The organism is Robiginitalea rubriflava, assembly GCF_052540725.1.
In genome coordinates this window covers 77,275-93,358 of sequence record NZ_CP199309.1, presented here as the reverse complement: position 1 = coordinate 93,358, position 16,084 = coordinate 77,275, and the positions used below count along the sequence as shown (strand labels likewise).

Genomic DNA, 16,084 nt, shown 5'->3' with positions numbered 1-16,084 from the left:
GAAGAACTAGGATTACTTATCATACTTAACCTTACAGGTAGGACATTCCAGACTATTGCTTCCTTTTTTCAGCTGTATCCCGTCTATGTGCTTTACTACAAAATCCTTTATAAAAGCATAGTGAGCCATGTGATTGTTGACATCTATTTGCTTATCCTTGTATAATTCCCGGATCTGCTGATCGTATTCCTGCTTCCCCCAGCAATTCGGACAAACGCCTTCCGGGCTTTTGCCAGCTGTTTTGCTGCGGTCCTTTTTAAAAAAGGCAATTAGTTTTTCAATCATGGATTTAATGCGTTGTAGCTGGCAGAAATAGTACATCCAGCTCCTTAAATTTACGATATTCTCATCTGCCATAAAAGCATTTACGCAGGGTCCTGCATATTTTCATAAAAACCATGCCTTCGTAAAAACCCATATAACTAAAGCTTTAGCCTTTTTTGAATCGCAGCTCAACAACTGGATTTTCAAAAGAGCGAACAGATTATTTTTGTGAAATGATGGGGGTTAAGGCTTTTTTGGATCCCGTCATCTCCCAATGGGCAAGTCTAACCGGGATGTTCCCGATTTTATTCAGCTGATCAAAAAAGTTTTTGGGAACAAAAGTTTCTCCTTCATTTTCAAGCAATAAGGCATAATCTGCCAGGGCATTTTCAAGCAGGTATTTCCCGCTGATATAACTGCTGCCATATCCGGGTTGCCGCATATAGAGGTGCTGTTCAAAGAGTAACAGTTCCTTTTCGGTTTTCATCCAGCCCCTGGGGGTGTATTCCGAATGTATCCCACCGGCTTCTTCCATACTCATCAGGTTGGCGTGGGCATAAAGCGAGCCCAGGCCTCTGGCCGCCCGTTGGGCGATCATGATATATACAATTTCCCGGCTGCGGGGACTGTCTTCGTATAAACCGGCCTGCAGGAACATCTCTTCCACCGCGGTTGCGGTACCCTCATTTCGCGAATCAAATATGTTATAGAGTAATGGCCCCCTTCTTATCTCACTCTGATGCGGTTCGGTATCCATACGGGCCAGTTCAAACCAATGGTAAAAATGCGAGTATAAGGGCCTGGGATCCAGATGCTCCCCGATTACAAAAAAATTGCGCTTTTCCCTGGGAATGTAACTCCCCAGATGTTCCCGCAAGGCAGGTTCAAAATAGGGCTTTACGGTAACGATCTGCTGGTCTTGCAAAAAGGAAATCAGGCTGTTGGCTGCCCGGTCTGCCATCACATTATAGGCTTCCACAGAATTGGCATCTTCCAGATCGGCAAGATCCCGGTTTTTGTGTTCCTCAAATTTCAGCGCGGTCCAGGCTCTTGCCAGCTCTCTTTTGAGCAGCATAACCTCGTCTTCCCAGCTAAGGGGAACCAGATGTACATTTTGCAGATACCAGCTGTAGTTTTCTTTTCCAATTCCGGAAGGTCCGGTTTTGTTACCTGCTTCGGCCTGTAACCAGCTAACCAATTCGTCAGTGGTGGTTTTTGCTTCAGCCACCAGACGGCTAAGTTCGGGGTCTTCAGAGATATGCGGATCATCTGCCAGGGAGGATAATACCTCGCTTTGTTCTTCAATGTCACGTATTCCGGCAACCCACAATTCTTTTGCATTGCCAACCAGGTTGGTTTGTGCCTGGCGGTTTAAAGCAGGAATTCGCTCAAGGTCTGCCTCCAGCCTTGTTTTTTCTTCCACGGTCAATGGAAACTGGTAGGTCCATAATTCCATGGTCCCATGGTTTGTGGGGCCTTCGTGCGCGGGAACATCGCTACGAGCCGTCCAGACAGATTTATAAAAAGCAGGATCTCGTTGCCAGGGTTTCAGGATACGCTCATTAAAATCGTATCCGTTCATTTCGGCCCAAACGATCATCCAGTCTGCCTGCTGCGGAATACTCCAACTGGCAGTGTCTATTTGCTGCAGCCTGTTGCGCAAGGCTTGAAATTCAGGGCGTCTTTTATCGAAAGTCTGCTGACGGTAATCGGGTGCTCCCTCAAAGAGAGGCGGGTTTTCAAATTGCCGCCAGTCCCGGAAAAGAAGTACCAGGTCCTTGTATTGGTTGGTTTCAGAAGCAGCCTGGGTATCGGCCTTTTTCGTGTTGGGTTCCGTACATCCGATAAAGAAGATGCACGTCAGAAGGATTATTACATATTTGTTCATAGGGCTTTTAAAAGGGTTATTGCCGTTGTGCAGGTATAGCGGCTTAATTCTTTCCCGGAAGTTAAACAAAATGATCGAAGTAATTACCGGACTTTTAGCCGGGGATCTACCCCAGGAAGGACTTCAGCCGTTCCCCAATAAAATATTCCCATCCCTGCAGACAGCTCTTGCGCTGAAACTCAGGGATGTGATCAGGAAAATCTTCAAGTACCAAATGGGTGAGTTTCAGCCGGGAAGAAGCAGCATCTCCCGATATCTCAAACAGAACCCTTGACTGTCCCGGATAACCGCCATAGGACCAGTCATAAACGATTTTCTCTAAAGGGACAACTTCACTGATATGCCAGATATGCTCGAATGACCGCCCGCCTGACAGGACCGAAAATCGCGTTCTAAAACCCTTTTGTGCTCTAAATTCCGGGATATTTTCAAAAAACCACTGAACCATTTCACTTCGGTTTGTCAGGGCTTTCCACAGCCTTGTGAGGGGATGATTGAAATCCACCTCAAGCACTACTGGTTTTTCGGTTGTTTTCACAGAAACTACTTAATCGATGGTCGTAAAATAGCTTATCCACACGTCTAGTTAGGATATTCGCCGGAAAGGTTTAATGTGACTCAATCCACTTCCGTGCATTTACAAAAGCCTGGAGCCAGGGTGAAACGACATCGTCCCGCTCCTCCGGGTAACAGGCCCAGTTCCATGGGAAAATAGAACGTTCTATGTGTGGCATGGTAACCAGGTGCCTGCCGCTGTCATCGCAAAGCATGGCGGTATTATAATCGCTGCCATTCGGATTGGAAGGATAGGCCTTATATCCATAAGTAGCCACGATATTGTACTTGCCCGCCTCGTATGGTAAACTGAATTTTCCCTCTCCATGTGAAATCCAGACTCCGAGGGTGGTCCCTTCCAGATCAGACAACATTACCGAGTGGTTTTTTCCAATGGTTACTGAGGTAAAACTGCTTTCATGTTTTTGGGAATCGTTATAGGTCATTTTCCCGTGATTGTCGTGATCGGGATGTATGAGTTCCAACTCCATAAAAAGCTGGCAGCCATTACAGATACCCACAGACAGTGTATCGGGACGGTTAAAAAAGCGATCCAGGGCTTTTCGGGCCTTCTCGTTATACTTGAATGCCCCTGCCCAGCCTTTGGCACTCCCCAGTACATCGGAATTGGAGAAACCTCCAACGGCCCCTATAAACCGGATATCCTCAAGGGTTTCGCGGCCAGAGATCAGGTCGGTCATGTGTACATCCTTTACATCGAAACCAGCCAGGTACATCGCATGGGCCATTTCCCGCTCCGAATTGCTTCCTTTTTCCCTCAATATGGCTGCCTTTGGTCGTTCTGAGGCTTTAATGGTCACCTCAGGCAAGCGACCTTTAAACTTTTTGGGGAACGCAAAGGAAAGCGGCTGTTTCTTATACTGCTCAAAGCGGACCTTTGCCAGGTCTCCTGCCGTTTGCCGGCGGTCCAGCAAATAGGAGGTTTTATACCAGCAATCCCGGAGTTTTGGGACATCGAGTTCCATGGTAAGCCGATAATTTTTCAGCTGTATATTTTTTCCCTCTTGTACGGTACCAATCCTGCAGAAAGAAACCCCTGCTTTTTCCAGAAAAGCTTCTACTTTGGTATTGCGGGCCTGTATTACTACCCCTGCATTTTCGGCGAATAATACCTTCAGAAGGTCTTCCTCCCCCAGTGTAGTCAGGTCCAGCTCGGCCCCCAGGTCTGTATCGGCAAAGCACATTTCCAGTAAAGTGGTGATGAGGCCTCCTGAGGCAACATCATGCCCGGCGAGAATATCACCATTTTCAATCAGCCTTTGGATGGTATTAAAAGCTTTGGCAAAATAGGCAGCATCTGTAATATGCGGGGCCTCATTTCCAATGCTGCCAAGAACCTGCGCAAAAGAGGAGCCGCCCAGTTTAAAAGCATCACCCGAAAGGTTCAGGTAATAGATGGGCCCACCTTTTTTCTTAAAAACAGGTTCCACGACCTTTTTTATATCCTTGCAATGTCCGGCTGCCGAAATGATTACGGTTCCCGGAGCCAGGACTTCCTTATCCGGGTATTTCTGTTTCATGGAGAGGGAATCCTTGCCGGTCGGAATATTGACCCCCAGGGCAATGGCAAACTCAGAGGCAGCAGCAACAGCCTCATACAGGCGGGCATCTTCCCCCGGGTTGTTACAGGGCCACATCCAGTTGGCGGAGAGCGAAACGGATTTAATACCCTTTTTCAGAGGAGCCCAAACCAGGTTGGTTAGCGCCTCTGCAATACTGTTCTGACTGCCCGCCCTCGGATCGATTAAGGCGGAGACAGGCGAATGCCCCAGAGAGGTGGCCATTCCTTCTTTGCCCTTAAAATCTAAGGCCATTACCCCACAATTATTCAGGGGTAGTTGCAGAGGGCCGGCACATTGCTGTTTCGCCACCCGCCCCCCCACGCAGCGGTCTACCTTGTTGGTGAGCCAGTCTTTACAGGCCACAGCCTCCAGCTGCAGGACCTGATCCAGATATTGGTGGAAGGCCTCCAGATTGTATTCTAAATCTTTGTAAGACCGCTTAATCCTGCGGTCTTCCATAATGGTTTTTGGAGAACTGCCAAACATATCAGCAAGTGCCAGGTCCATTGGTTTTTCGGTGGCGGAAGCTATTGTAAAACGGTTGTCTCCGGTAACCTCGCCCACATCGTATAAGGGGGCCCGTTCCCTGGCGGCAATCCTTTTAAGGAGGTCCATATCCTTCGGTGCCATTACCAGGCCCATACGCTCCTGGGATTCGTTCCCTATAAGTTCTTTGGCTGAGAGGGTGGGGTCGCCAACCGGCAGTTTCTGCAGATCAATGCGTCCCCCGGTTTCCTCAACCAATTCTGAGAGGCAGTTCAAATGGCCTCCGGCTCCATGATCGTGGATGGAAACTACCGGGTTGTGCCCGCCTTCCACCAGGCCACGGATGGCGTTTGCTGCCCTTTTTTGCATTTCGGGGTTGGATCGCTGCACGGCATTGAGTTCGATGGCAGAACTGAATTCGCCCGTATCCGCACTGGAAACTGCTGCACCACCCATTCCGATACGGTAATTATCCCCGCCCATCACTACAATCCGGTCTCCTTTTGAGGGTTTGTCTTTCAGGGCCTGGTTAGCCTTTCCGTAACCAATACCCCCTGCCAGCATTATTACCTTATCATAGCCGAGGTAACGATCAGCTTCCCTGTGCTCAAAAGTTAGCACGGAACCACTAATAAGCGGCTGCCCGAATTTATTCCCAAAGTCCGAAGCCCCGTTAGAAGCCTTTATAAGAATATCGATTGGGGTTTGATAGAGCCATTTGCGTTCCTCCATTTGCTTTTCCCAGGGCCGGTTTTTTTCAAGCCGGGAGTAGGCGGTCATATAGACAGCTGTTCCCGCCAGAGGCAGGGCACCTTTTCCACCCGCCAGACGGTCTCTGATCTCCCCTCCGGATCCCGTGGCCGCTCCATTGAACGGCTCAACGGTTGTAGGGAAATTATGTGTTTCCGCCTTCAGGGAAAGTACAGATTCAAAAGGCTGTTCTTCATAAAAATCAGGCCGATCTGCTGAACGCGGGGCAAATTGTACCACCTCAGGGCCTTTTACAAAGGCTACATTGTCTTTATAGGCAGAAACGATATCATTAGGATGTTCAACCGATGTTTTCTTGATGAGTTTAAAAAGAGATTCCGGCATTTCCAGGTGATCGATAATAAAGGTCCCGTTAAAGATCTTATGGCGGCAATGCTCCGAATTTACCTGGCTGAAACCAAAGACTTCAGAATCGGTTAAGGGCCGCTGCAGTCGCTGGCTCAATTCCTGCAGGTAAGCAATCTCTTCATCACTCAGGGCAAGGCCTTCTTCGCGGTTGTACGCGGCTATGTCATGTATTTCCCGGATGGCCTCCGGCTCATGCTCAATAGTAAAGATATCCTGGTTAAGGCTCTCATATTTCTGGTAGAGCATGGGATCATAGTCCTTAGCGTCCTTTTCGGCAGCCTGAAATCGTTCAATACGATTGATCCCACTAATCCCCATGTTCTGGGTAATTTCCGTGGCATTGGTACTCCAGGGAGTAATCATGGCAGATCGCGGGCCAACAAAAAAGGCGTCTACGGACGCCCCCTGCAGCATGGGTTGATTCCCAAAGAGCCAGGAAAGTTTTGCAATGGTTTCCGGGTCTAGATCCCCTCCGCTATCCAGGGCATAAACGGTTTTTTGCGGATCTCCGAAGAAATGAATCATGAAAAGCCTGTTAAGTGATTTAAAAGCCTCAAAGGTACCATTTTATCGCTGAAATTCCGCGAGATATTAATCAACAGCCTTGCTGGTTTTTGTTGATTAATCTTAAATACCATTAAAATGGCCTTATAGCGCTTTCCGACTGAGACGGGCCATGTAGAAACCGTCAAAACCGGTTTCCGAAACAGAGATAGTACGTTCTTCTTCCAGTGTAAATTCACGTCCGGTTTGGGACTTCAGAAATTCTGAGACCTGTAATTGATTTTCGAGCGGCAGGATGGAACAGGTAGCATAAACCAGCTTCCCTCCGGGTTTGACCATTTTGCTGTAATCAGAGAGCAAGGACTGTTGCAGGGCACAGACTTCCTTTACAAAGCCCTCTTTTAATTTCCATTTCGCGTCCGGATTCCTTCGCAGCACCCCTAAACCGGTACAGGGGGCATCAATCAATACCCGGTCGGCAGATCGTTCCAGACGTTTTATGGTTTTAGCAGAGGTGATGGGCCGGGTTTCAATATTAAAGGCCTTTGCCCGGGAAGCCCTTCTTTTAAGTTCTTTTAATTTATTGGGATAGATATCCAGGGCCAGCAATTGCCCTTTGTTTTGCATCAAGGCAGCCAGGTGTAATGTTTTGCCCCCGGCTCCAGCACAGGCGTCAATAATTCGCATGCCCGGGGCTGCCTCCAGGAACGGCCCTACCAGCTGGGAGGCCGCATCCTGAACCTCAAATGAACCCTTTTTAAAGGCCTCAGTGGTAAAGACATTCGCCCGTTCCTCCAGCTCTAGTGCATCCGGGCAGGCCGATATAAATCTACACTTAAAACCTTCTGCAGCCAGGGATTCCGCCAATGCTTCCCTGCTGTTAAGCAGTGCATTGGCCCTTAAAATGACCGGGGCCGGCTCGTTTAATGCGTGAATTTCTTTTTCCCATTTGGCTTCCCCCAGCTGTTCCGACATCATTTTATCCATCCAGTCGGGTACCGATTCCCTGAATTTCCTGATTTTACTCAGCTCATCAAACCGTCCTTTAATACGGCGTTCGGGCACCTGTACAAATTCTTTCCAGTCGGGCAGGGGATGGCCCCGGAGTACTGCCCATACGGCAAACAGCCGAAAACAATCTGTCCTGCTGTAAGGAGGTTTAACCTCCGCGATTTCGCTATAAAGGCGTTTCCAGCGCACAATATCATAAAGGGTCTCCGCTATAAATCCACGGTCGCGACTCCCCCAGCGCTTATCCCGTTTTAGCAGGCGCTCCACTACCTTATCTGCATACCCTTCCTGGTTGAAGATCTGATCCATGCCGTCCACTACGGCGTACACAAGGTTTCTATGAAATCGCATCGAATTGAATTGGGCGTCAAAGGTATCATTTTGAGGAGAATAAAAGTATCTTTAGTGCAAAAGAAACCAATGAAAAAAGCATTGTTCCTGGCAGGCCTGTTAATTGCCTGTTCCTGTGAAGAAAGAAATCCTTCGCATCGTTTTTCATCGGTTGAAATCAAAACGGTTTTTGAGGACACAGTCTCCATCCGCGCCCTGGAAGTAATGCCCGGGGTGGTTGCCTTTGCCGGGAGCAGGGGTGTATTCGGGAATGTTGAAACCGGAACAGACCGGGTTCGGGTATCCCGGCAGCAATACCAGGACCGAAATCCCGAATTCCGGGCTGTGGGGCATACAAATACTGATTTTTTCATGCTCTCCGCCGGGGACCCGGCCCTGCTTTATAAAACAGGAGACCGCGGACAGATGGAACTGGTTTATACCGAGAGTGGCCCGGGGGTTTTTTACGATTCCATGGCTTTCTGGAATGATACAAATGGGATAGTGGTTGGGGACGCTATGGACGGTTGCCTTGGCATTCTGCTTACCCGTGACGGGGGCAACAGCTGGAAGAAATTACCTTGCGAGGCTCTTCCTGTGGCCTTAGAAGGAGAAGGTGCCTTTGCGGCCAGCGACACCAATGTGGCCCTTTCAGGAAATAAGTGTTGGATTGGAACTACTGCCGGGAGAATTTATTACTCCCCGGATTTGGGAAACAGCTGGGAAGTTTTTCAGACCCCCATTATAAACAGCTTGCAAACCCAGGGCATTTACAGTCTTGATTTTTACGACGAAAAACTGGGTTTTGCCATAGGAGGTGATTATACGGAACCCGAAAGCAACAGAGCTAACAAAGCCCTCAGCCGCGATGGAGGCAGGCAGTGGGAACTCGCAGGGGATGGGGCAGACCCTGGATACAAGAGCTGTGTGCAATTCATACCCGGCTCCGGGGGAATGGACCTGGCTGCTGTAGGCTTTACAGGATTGGCCTATTCAGCCGACCAGGGAAGTAGTTGGGTAAAGTTTTCAGAGGAATCCTTTTACAGTATCCGCTTTATAAATGATTCAGTGGCCTATGCCTCTGGAAAAGGAAGGATAGCCAAGCTTACTTTTCGATAAGATTAATTTCCCTGCCTTTTTCGGAATTCTTTTAAGAGGCGACGCCTGAATTCCAGTTCTGCCCGGAATAATTGAAGTGTTTTGGAGGCCGAAAGCGAAGCGGCCATTTCCCGGTAAAAATTTTTGTCCAGCTCTTCCTGTTCTTCCTCAATGGCGATATACCGGTTCAGGATTTGTTTTGCCTCGCTTTCCGAAAAGGAGTTCGCAGCGGCAATCCGGCTTCGGACTTCCCTGATTTCCATATTTCTGAGACGTTCCTTTTCCTGCTCGTATTTATTGTAAATAGGCCAGAAAACCGAAGCCTCTTCGGGGCTTAATTCCAGTCGTTCAGTGAAAAAAGCAATTTTTAATGCTTTGATCTTCTGCTGGTTTGGCCTGTCCTGAGCATGACCCATAAGGCTAAATAGCACAAACGGGATAATCAGAACGCATTGTAGGTATATCTTACTCATCTGTTTCCCAGTATATTTCATCCAGACCCTCAATATTGTCATCAAGGTAGTCCAGAATTTGTTCTTCTTCAGGCCCTGCCTCCAGTACATCGTCCATTTCGATTCCGTCCAGGGGAAAGACTTCTGCCAGTTCAAAGGTACTCATATCCATTTCATCAGATTCCAAATAGGCCTGTATCTCGTTTTTTTCAAGATCATCAAATTGCAGTCTTTGGTTTCCTTTAAAAGGATAATAAACCAGCATCAGCACTACGGCTGCCGCAGCAGACATGGCCAGTGCCATCCGGGGTCCCCACAGACTGCGGACCTTCCCGGCGGGCTGCTGCATCCTGCTTTCCAATCGCTCACCAAAGGTATCAAAATACCCTTCCGGTAATTTAAAACCTTGATCTTCAGATGTTTTAGGGATGTGTTCTTTTTTGACCTGGTCCAAAACCCGGTCTGTCAGAGTGTCAAAATAACCCTCCGGCACAGTAAAGCCCTTATGTTTAGATGTCGGTTTCATTTCTTATTAGATACTATTTCTTGCAAAAGGTTTAATGTTCTCTGCCAGAATTTATTCCAAAGGTTTCTTCTTAAGATACCCCTCAATTTTTTTTACAGCCAGGTGGTACGATGCTTTCAGAGCTCCAACAGAGGTTTCGAGTACTTCCGAAATTTCATCGTATTTCATTTCTTCAAAATATTTCATGTTGAAGACCAGCCGTTGCTTCTCGGGCAGCGTCGCCAGGGCCCGCTGCAGTTGCAGCTGTGCGGCTTCCCCGTCAAAATAGGGGTCAGCCTCCAGTTGGTCTACCATGAGCTGCCCGATTTCAGCATCGCTCACCCCCTGTATTCTGGACCGTTTCTTCATAAAACTCAGCGCCTCGTTGGTGGCAATCCGGTACATCCAGGAATATAGTTTACTTTCCCCTTTAAATTGATCAATATTCCTGAAAACCTTGATAAAGGTATTTTGCAATACGTCGTCTGCATCTTCATGGCACAGCACCATCCTCCGTATATGCCAGTACAAGCGTTCCTGGTATTGGCCCACCAGAGAACGAAAGGCAGCTTCCTTGGAGTGCCTGTCCTGTAATTGACTGACCAAAATCGTTTCTGAAGACATATACGCGAATTACATTTTAGACGGGAAGAATGAGAAAAGGTTTAAATGAGTGTTCTGTCGCCTCCGTTTTCAGGGTTATCATTTTTATGCCAGTTGTTGCATATTTACCAGTTTGTGGTAGATTCCTTTCCGGCTGATCAATTCCTGATGGGTACCCTGTTCTACTATCTTTCCCTTCTGAAGGACCACAATCAAATCCGCATTCTGAATAGTACTTAACCGGTGGGCAATGACCAGGGAGGTCCTGTTCTGCATCATTTTTTCCAGAGCGTCCTGTACCAGTCTTTCACTCTCTGTGTCCAGGGCAGAGGTCGCTTCATCCAAAATCATTATAGGTGGGTTTTTAAGAACAGCACGGGCTATTGACAAGCGCTGTTTCTGCCCGCCGCTCAATTTATTACCGCTATCGCCTATGTTGGTGTCGTAACCTTTGGGAAGCTGCATGATAAAATCGTGGGCATTGGCAATCCTTGCCGCTTCTTCAACTTCCTCCTGGCTGGCTCCCTCTTTTCCTAACAGGATATTATTCCGGACAGTATCGTTAAATAGAATAGAATCCTGGGTAACCAGGCCCATCAGTTGCCGGAGGGACGCCTTGCTGACCGAGCGGATGTCTGTGCCATCAATCTGAATACTGCCGGAATCCACATCGTAAAAACGGGTTACCAGATTCGCGATAGTGCTTTTTCCACTTCCCGATTGCCCGACCAGGGCCACGGTCTGCCCTTTTTTTACCATCAGGCTGAAATGGTCCAGGACCTGCTCGGCCTCATAGCTGAAACAGACCTCTGATAAGGTTACGGACTCCTTAAATCCATTGATTTCCCTGCCGTCTTCCGGATCTTTTAATGGATTTTCAGTTTCAAGGATGTGAAGGACCCTTTCGGCGGCCGCATTTCCCTTGCGCACCCCGTAAGAAGCCTTGCTGATCGCTTTGGCTGGGGTTAAGATGTTATAGGCCAAACCCATGTAGGCAATGAAGGAGGCAGCATCCAGGGTTTCTTCCACCAGGACCATCTTTCCCCCAAACCATAAGAGCACTCCTATTACCAGAATCCCCAGGAATTCTCCTGTGGGCGATGCCAGGTTCTGTCGGTTGAGCAAACTATTCGAGAAATGAAAAAATCTGCTGGTTGAGGTTTCAAAAACCTTCCTGAAACGGGATTCGGCATTAAAGGCCTTGATAACCCGCAGCCCTCCGAGTGTTTCTTCCACAATGGAGAGAAATGCCCCCTGTTCTGCCTGTACACGGTCACTTTTGCGCTTCAGGGATTTGCCGATTCTGGAGATGATTAAACCAGCCAGGGGAATGAATATAAAGACAAAGAGCGTAAGCTTCACACTGATAAAAAACATAACCGCTATGGTAAAAAGGATGGTCAGCGGCTCGCGTATAATCAGTTCCAGGATGGATAGAAACGAATGCTGTATTTCAAGTACATCAGAGGTTATTCGCGCAATAACATCTCCTTTCTTCTTTTCGGAGTAAAAGGAGATCGGAAGCGTCACTATTTTTTCGTACATGGCATTTCTGAGGTCCTTTAAAACCCCATTTCTTAAAAAGGTAATAAAATACATGGCGAGGTAATTGAATATGTTTTTTAGGAAAAACAAGATCAATACCAGCCCGATTACCCAGACCAGTGCCATCATTTTATCATCCCCGGCCACCTCACTGACCTGATAGTAAAGAGACTGTTTCAGGTAGGCCTGCAAACTGCCGATCCCTTCATATACCGGAGGACTGGTAACGGGTTCATTCTGCTGGAACAAAACGTCCAGCATGGGGATCAGGGCTGCAAAGGAAAGTGCACTGAACAGTGCGTAAAGGATATTGAAAAATATATTCAGGAATCCGTATCGCCGGTACGGGAGGGCAAAACGGAGTATCTTTTTAAAGTATCTCATTAGCTGAGTTTGAGTTCATCCAGTATGCGGTCTATTTTGGCCTCCAAACTGGCGTTCACCTTGGTATAGGCGTCGGGGTCCTTCAGTTGCGTATTCACGCTGATATAGAACTTTATTTTGGGTTCGGTCCCGCTGGGGCGCGCAGCCAGGCGGGTCCCGTCTGCAGTGGTATATATCAGCACATTGGATTTGGGCAGCTGTATAGGGGAGTGGCTGTTATTTTCCAGGTCCCTACTGAGCGACTCATTATAGTCGTCCAGGCGAATAACTTTAGACCCGTCCAGGGAGGCCGGAGGGTTTTCCCGGAATTCACGCATCATATTTTTGATTTCCTGTGCCCCGTCCATCCCTTTTTTGGTCAATGAAACCAGGCGTTCGCGGTAACAGCCAAAATCTTTGTAACAATGAATTAATTGTTCATAAAAACTACTGCCTTCGGCTTTTGCCTGAGCAGCAATTTCACAGGCGAGCAGGGTAGCGGTAACGGCATCCTTGTCCCGGACAAAATCCCCTACCATATAGCCATAGCTTTCTTCCCCACCACCTACAAAATGTTGCTTTGGAAAATCCTTGATCATCTTGGCAATCCACTTAAAGCCTGTAAGCGAAGTCTTGCATTCAACCCCATAGGTATCCGCCATGGATTGCATCATAGGGGTGGAAACAATAGTGCTCGCGATAAATTCATTGCCCTTAAAGCCTTTTTTGCGCTGCTGGTCCAGGAGGAAGCGCGTCATCAGTATCATAGTCTGGTTCCCGTTCAGGAGTTGCAGTTTGCCCTCACGGTTCCGGACTGCTATCCCCAGGCGATCGCTATCCGGATCGGTTCCCACTACCATATCTGCACCAATGGCCTCCCCTTTTTCCAGGGCCATTTCAAGGGCCTCTGGTTCTTCAGGATTTGGAGATTCCACGGTTGGAAAATCTCCGTCGGGTGTTGCCTGTTCCTCAATGATGGTCACCCGGGGGTAACCGGCACGTTTCAGTACTTCGGGAATTGCGGTTATAGAGGTACCATGCAGGCTGGTGAAAACTATCGAAAAATTTTCCTTCCCATCTGCCCCAAAACTACCGTTGGCTACAGAGGCATTGATAAAGGCTTCATCTACTGCTGTATCTATGGTTTGTATCAATTCCGGTTTTGGATTCAAGCGGATATCTTCAAACTGAAGGCTATTAATCTCAGCTATTATTTCTTTGTCCTCTGGCGGAACAATTTGTCCCCCATCGGTCCAGTATACTTTATAACCATTGTATTCGGGAGGGTTATGGGAGGCCGTCAGAACCACCCCGGCATGACAGGACAAATGCCTGACGGCAAAAGAAAGTTCGGGGGTAGTCCGGAGTTCGGAAAAAAGGTACACCTGAATATCGTTTGATGAGAAAACCTCTGCCACAACCTGTGCCAGAGATTGGCTGTTGTGGCGGCAGTCATAGGCGATTACCACTTTTATCTTTTCCCCAGGGTATTGTTTTTGGAGGTACTGACTCAATCCCTGTGTGCTTTTCCCGAGGGTATATTTATTGATCCTGTTGGTGCCAGCCCCCATGATTCCGCGCATTCCCCCGGTGCCGAATTCCAGATTTTTATAAAAGCGGTCTTTCAGCTCTTCGGGGTTATTATCGATTAACTCCTGAATTTCAGCTTTAACCTTAGGATCGAAAAAATCAGATAACCAGCTTTTTGCTTTGGCCAGAATTGGGTCCATAGATGGGTTGGCGTTAAGTTTAGTGAGTTAAAATTACGAAGAATATTCCTTCTTGGGTTTGTGCAGGTTTATTTCCCCGGATATGCTGTAGCGTCCTTCCTGCCTGCGCGAGCGGACCAGGATTTCGCCAAGGAAACCGGCCAGAAAGAATTGTGTTCCGATTATTGTGGAGGTCAGGGCTACAAAGAACTGCGGACGTTCTGTTAGCAGCCGCCCAAAAGGGTTTAAAAAGAGTTTGTCAATCCCCAAATAGAGTGTAAAGCCTGACCCAATGATGAACATAAGCACCCCCAGGGCCCCGAAAAGGTGCATAGGTCTTTTCCCGAACTTGGAAACAAACCAAATAGTGATCAGATCCAGAAAGCCATTGATAAAACGTTCGGCACCAAATTTGGTTTTACCATATTTTCGTGCCTGGTGCTGTACGATTTGTTCGCCGATTTTTGAAAAGCCTGCATTTTTGGCCAAAACCGGGATGTAGCGGTGCATTTCCCCGGAAACCTCGATGTTTTTAATCACCTCTTTTCGGAAAGCTTTCAGCCCGCAATTAAAATCATGCAGGCGTACGCCGGAAGTTTTCCTGGCCGCCCAGTTGAATAATTTCGAGGGCAGATTCTTCATCAAAATTGAATCGTAGCGTTTTTTCTTCCATCCGGAGACCATATCATAGCCTTCTTCCCGGATACGATTGACCATTGCAGGTATCTCTTCAGGATTGTCCTGAAGATCGGCGTCCATGGTTATCACCACATCGCCGCCTGCTGCCTTGAAGCCAGCGTGCAGCGCCTGTGACTTCCCGAAATTTTTAAGGAAACGAATACCTTTAACAGCAGGGTCTGTGGCGGCAAGGGATTCAATGACCTTCCAGCTGTTGTCCGTACTGCCGTCGTCTATAAAGATGAGCTCGTAAACAAAATCATTGGATTGCATCACCGATGCAATCCAATGATAAAGTTCCTCCAGGGATTCTTCTTCGTTCAGTAAGGGAATTACAATGGAGAGTTTCATTCAATACGCTTAATTCCCCCCAAAAATAGTATTTTAATTTAGGATTTGGCTTCGGAACGCTTCAGAATCAATCCGCCGATCAGGGAGAAAATAAATCCAAAGAACAGACTTCCGATCAGCGAGAACGCCACAACGATACCCGGTCCTGAAAATTTCTGCATCATTTCAGAGGCTGCATCTATCTGTTCCTGTGTCATGTTCGGGTTTTCAGCGATCATCTCCCCTTTGCGGATCTCCATCATATTGGCCATAAAATCCGGTTCGATGACGTTCATTAGAACCATTTGGTAAATAATTCCAAGGATTCCTGCGATCAGTGCGGTCCCAACCCCAACTTTTAGAGCCTGTCCCAGGGACAGCAGGCCACCGTTGTCTTTCCGGAAAGCTATGATTGCCATAATAATTACAGCTATCATGATAACAATGTTAACCAGGCCTATTTGCCAACCCTGATCGTAATGCATGTCCAGGGAATACAGCATGATCCCGAATACAATGCTGATCCCTCCCAGGATTATGCCATACCTCAGGGCGTACTTGGAAGTTTTTGGTTCTTGGTTTTCCATAATCTGTTTGATTTTTAAATTAGTCAATGGTTTAGTCACAAATCTAGGGGATTTGTTACAGTTAAAAGTTACAAAGAATAATTTCAAAAATATAAAAAGGGCTCTTGTAGTTTTTACAAAATTCATTACATTTGCAGCCTGAAAAAATAGTAGTACAGAAGATGAGAAAAGATATTCATCCCGATAATTACAGATTGGTAGCCTTCAAAGACATGTCTAACGAGGACGTGTTCATTACCAAGTCTACAGCAGAGACCAAGGAAACACTTGAGGTGGATGGCGTGGAATACCCCCTGGTAAAACTTGAGATTTCCAGAACTTCTCATCCCTATTATACCGGAAAAGCCAAATTGGTGGATACCGCCGGTAGAATTGATAAATTCAAGAATAAGTACGACAAATTCAAGAAGAAGAAATAATCCTTTTTCTTTCTACAATATAAAGGCAGTCAACCCCGGTTGACTGCCTTTTTTG

Annotated in this window: 14 protein-coding genes; 2 read left to right on the top strand and 12 right to left on the bottom strand. The window is 47.4% G+C overall.

Going from position 1 to position 16,084, the window contains the following annotated elements:
- Positions 1–12: 12 nt before the first annotated feature.
- The 5 genes from ACT6NU_RS00470 to ACT6NU_RS00450 all read right to left on the bottom strand — a co-directional run bounded on the left by ACT6NU_RS00470 (position 13) and on the right by ACT6NU_RS00450 (position 7,761).
- Complete coding sequence (locus tag ACT6NU_RS00470; protein ID WP_445382492.1) at positions 13–357, bottom strand: hypothetical protein; 345 nt, start codon at positions 355–357, stop codon at positions 13–15.
- Between the two features lie 127 nt (positions 358–484).
- On the bottom strand, positions 485–2,152 hold the full coding sequence (locus ACT6NU_RS00465; RefSeq protein ID WP_445382491.1) for a hypothetical protein: 1,668 nt from the start codon (positions 2,150–2,152) through the stop codon (positions 485–487).
- Between the two features lie 106 nt (positions 2,153–2,258).
- The gene (locus tag ACT6NU_RS00460; protein WP_445382490.1) at positions 2,259–2,690 is read right to left on the bottom strand and encodes an SRPBCC family protein; all 432 of its coding nucleotides are present in this window, start codon (positions 2,688–2,690) and stop codon (positions 2,259–2,261) included.
- A 70-nt stretch (positions 2,691–2,760) separates the two neighbouring features.
- A complete protein-coding gene (gene purL / locus ACT6NU_RS00455) occupies positions 2,761–6,420 on the bottom strand; it encodes a phosphoribosylformylglycinamidine synthase (protein ID WP_445382489.1) in 3,660 nt (1,219 codons plus the stop codon).
- Between the two features lie 123 nt (positions 6,421–6,543).
- On the bottom strand, positions 6,544–7,761 hold the full coding sequence (locus tag ACT6NU_RS00450; protein ID WP_445382488.1) for an RsmB/NOP family class I SAM-dependent RNA methyltransferase: 1,218 nt from the start codon (positions 7,759–7,761) through the stop codon (positions 6,544–6,546).
- A 69-nt stretch (positions 7,762–7,830) separates the two neighbouring features.
- Here ACT6NU_RS00450 and ACT6NU_RS00445 point away from each other — a divergent pair, with 69 nt between their 5' ends.
- Positions 7,831–8,859 (top strand): WD40/YVTN/BNR-like repeat-containing protein, encoded by a 1,029-nt coding sequence (locus tag ACT6NU_RS00445; protein ID WP_445382487.1) that lies wholly within the window; start codon positions 7,831–7,833, stop codon positions 8,857–8,859.
- A gap of 2 nt (positions 8,860–8,861) precedes the next feature.
- On the opposite strand, the gene ACT6NU_RS00440 is transcribed toward ACT6NU_RS00445, so the two are convergent.
- The 7 genes from ACT6NU_RS00440 to ACT6NU_RS00410 form a co-directional block, all read right to left on the bottom strand.
- Positions 8,862–9,311, bottom strand: coding sequence for a hypothetical protein (locus tag ACT6NU_RS00440; RefSeq protein WP_445382486.1), 450 nt, complete (start codon positions 9,309–9,311; stop codon positions 8,862–8,864).
- Positions 9,304–9,816 (bottom strand): hypothetical protein, encoded by a 513-nt coding sequence (locus tag ACT6NU_RS00435; protein ID WP_445382485.1) that lies wholly within the window; start codon positions 9,814–9,816, stop codon positions 9,304–9,306. Before ACT6NU_RS00435 ends, ACT6NU_RS00440 begins: the two co-directional genes overlap by 8 nt.
- Positions 9,817–9,867: 51 nt before the next feature.
- Positions 9,868–10,419, bottom strand: coding sequence for an RNA polymerase sigma factor (locus ACT6NU_RS00430; RefSeq protein WP_445382484.1), 552 nt, complete (start codon positions 10,417–10,419; stop codon positions 9,868–9,870).
- An 84-nt stretch (positions 10,420–10,503) separates the two neighbouring features.
- Positions 10,504–12,327: an ABC transporter ATP-binding protein gene (locus tag ACT6NU_RS00425; RefSeq protein WP_445382483.1), complete on the bottom strand. Its 1,824-nt coding sequence runs from the start codon at positions 12,325–12,327 to the stop codon at positions 10,504–10,506.
- The gene (locus ACT6NU_RS00420) at positions 12,327–14,036 is read right to left on the bottom strand and encodes a phospho-sugar mutase (RefSeq protein ID WP_445382482.1); all 1,710 of its coding nucleotides are present in this window, start codon (positions 14,034–14,036) and stop codon (positions 12,327–12,329) included. The genes ACT6NU_RS00425 and ACT6NU_RS00420 overlap by 1 nt, the downstream gene beginning before the upstream one ends.
- Positions 14,037–14,069: 33 nt before the next feature.
- Positions 14,070–15,044: a glycosyltransferase family 2 protein gene (locus ACT6NU_RS00415; protein ID WP_445382481.1), complete on the bottom strand. Its 975-nt coding sequence runs from the start codon at positions 15,042–15,044 to the stop codon at positions 14,070–14,072.
- A 38-nt stretch (positions 15,045–15,082) separates the two neighbouring features.
- Entirely contained in the window at positions 15,083–15,610 is a 528-nt protein-coding gene (locus ACT6NU_RS00410) for a DUF4199 domain-containing protein (protein WP_445382480.1), read from the bottom strand.
- Positions 15,611–15,771: 161 nt separating this feature from the next.
- Here ACT6NU_RS00410 and ACT6NU_RS00405 point away from each other — a divergent pair, with 161 nt between their 5' ends.
- A complete protein-coding gene (locus tag ACT6NU_RS00405) occupies positions 15,772–16,029 on the top strand; it encodes a type B 50S ribosomal protein L31 (RefSeq protein ID WP_445382479.1) in 258 nt (85 codons plus the stop codon).
- Positions 16,030–16,084 lie beyond the last annotated feature (55 nt).

Excerpts from the sequence above, each read along its gene's own strand:
- ACT6NU_RS00470 (WP_445382492.1), bottom strand. The coding sequence starts at position 357 with ATGGCAGATGAGAATATCGTAAATTTAAGGAGCTGGATGTACTATTTC.
- ACT6NU_RS00465 (WP_445382491.1), bottom strand. The coding sequence starts at position 2,152 with ATGAACAAATATGTAATAATCCTTCTGACGTGCATCTTCTTTATCGGA.
- purL (WP_445382489.1), bottom strand. The coding sequence starts at position 6,420 with ATGATTCATTTCTTCGGAGATCCGCAAAAAACCGTTTATGCCCTGGAT.
- ACT6NU_RS00450 (WP_445382488.1), bottom strand. The coding sequence starts at position 7,761 with ATGCGATTTCATAGAAACCTTGTGTACGCCGTAGTGGACGGCATGGAT.
- ACT6NU_RS00445 (WP_445382487.1), top strand. The coding sequence starts at position 7,831 with ATGAAAAAAGCATTGTTCCTGGCAGGCCTGTTAATTGCCTGTTCCTGT.
- ACT6NU_RS00440 (WP_445382486.1), bottom strand. The coding sequence starts at position 9,311 with ATGAGTAAGATATACCTACAATGCGTTCTGATTATCCCGTTTGTGCTA.
- ACT6NU_RS00435 (WP_445382485.1), bottom strand. The coding sequence starts at position 9,816 with ATGAAACCGACATCTAAACATAAGGGCTTTACTGTGCCGGAGGGTTAT.
- ACT6NU_RS00430 (WP_445382484.1), bottom strand. The coding sequence starts at position 10,419 with ATGTCTTCAGAAACGATTTTGGTCAGTCAATTACAGGACAGGCACTCC.
- ACT6NU_RS00425 (WP_445382483.1), bottom strand. The coding sequence starts at position 12,327 with ATGAGATACTTTAAAAAGATACTCCGTTTTGCCCTCCCGTACCGGCGA.
- ACT6NU_RS00420 (WP_445382482.1), bottom strand. The coding sequence starts at position 14,036 with ATGGACCCAATTCTGGCCAAAGCAAAAAGCTGGTTATCTGATTTTTTC.
- ACT6NU_RS00415 (WP_445382481.1), bottom strand. The coding sequence starts at position 15,044 with ATGAAACTCTCCATTGTAATTCCCTTACTGAACGAAGAAGAATCCCTG.
- ACT6NU_RS00410 (WP_445382480.1), bottom strand. The coding sequence starts at position 15,610 with ATGGAAAACCAAGAACCAAAAACTTCCAAGTACGCCCTGAGGTATGGC.
- ACT6NU_RS00405 (WP_445382479.1), top strand. The coding sequence starts at position 15,772 with ATGAGAAAAGATATTCATCCCGATAATTACAGATTGGTAGCCTTCAAA.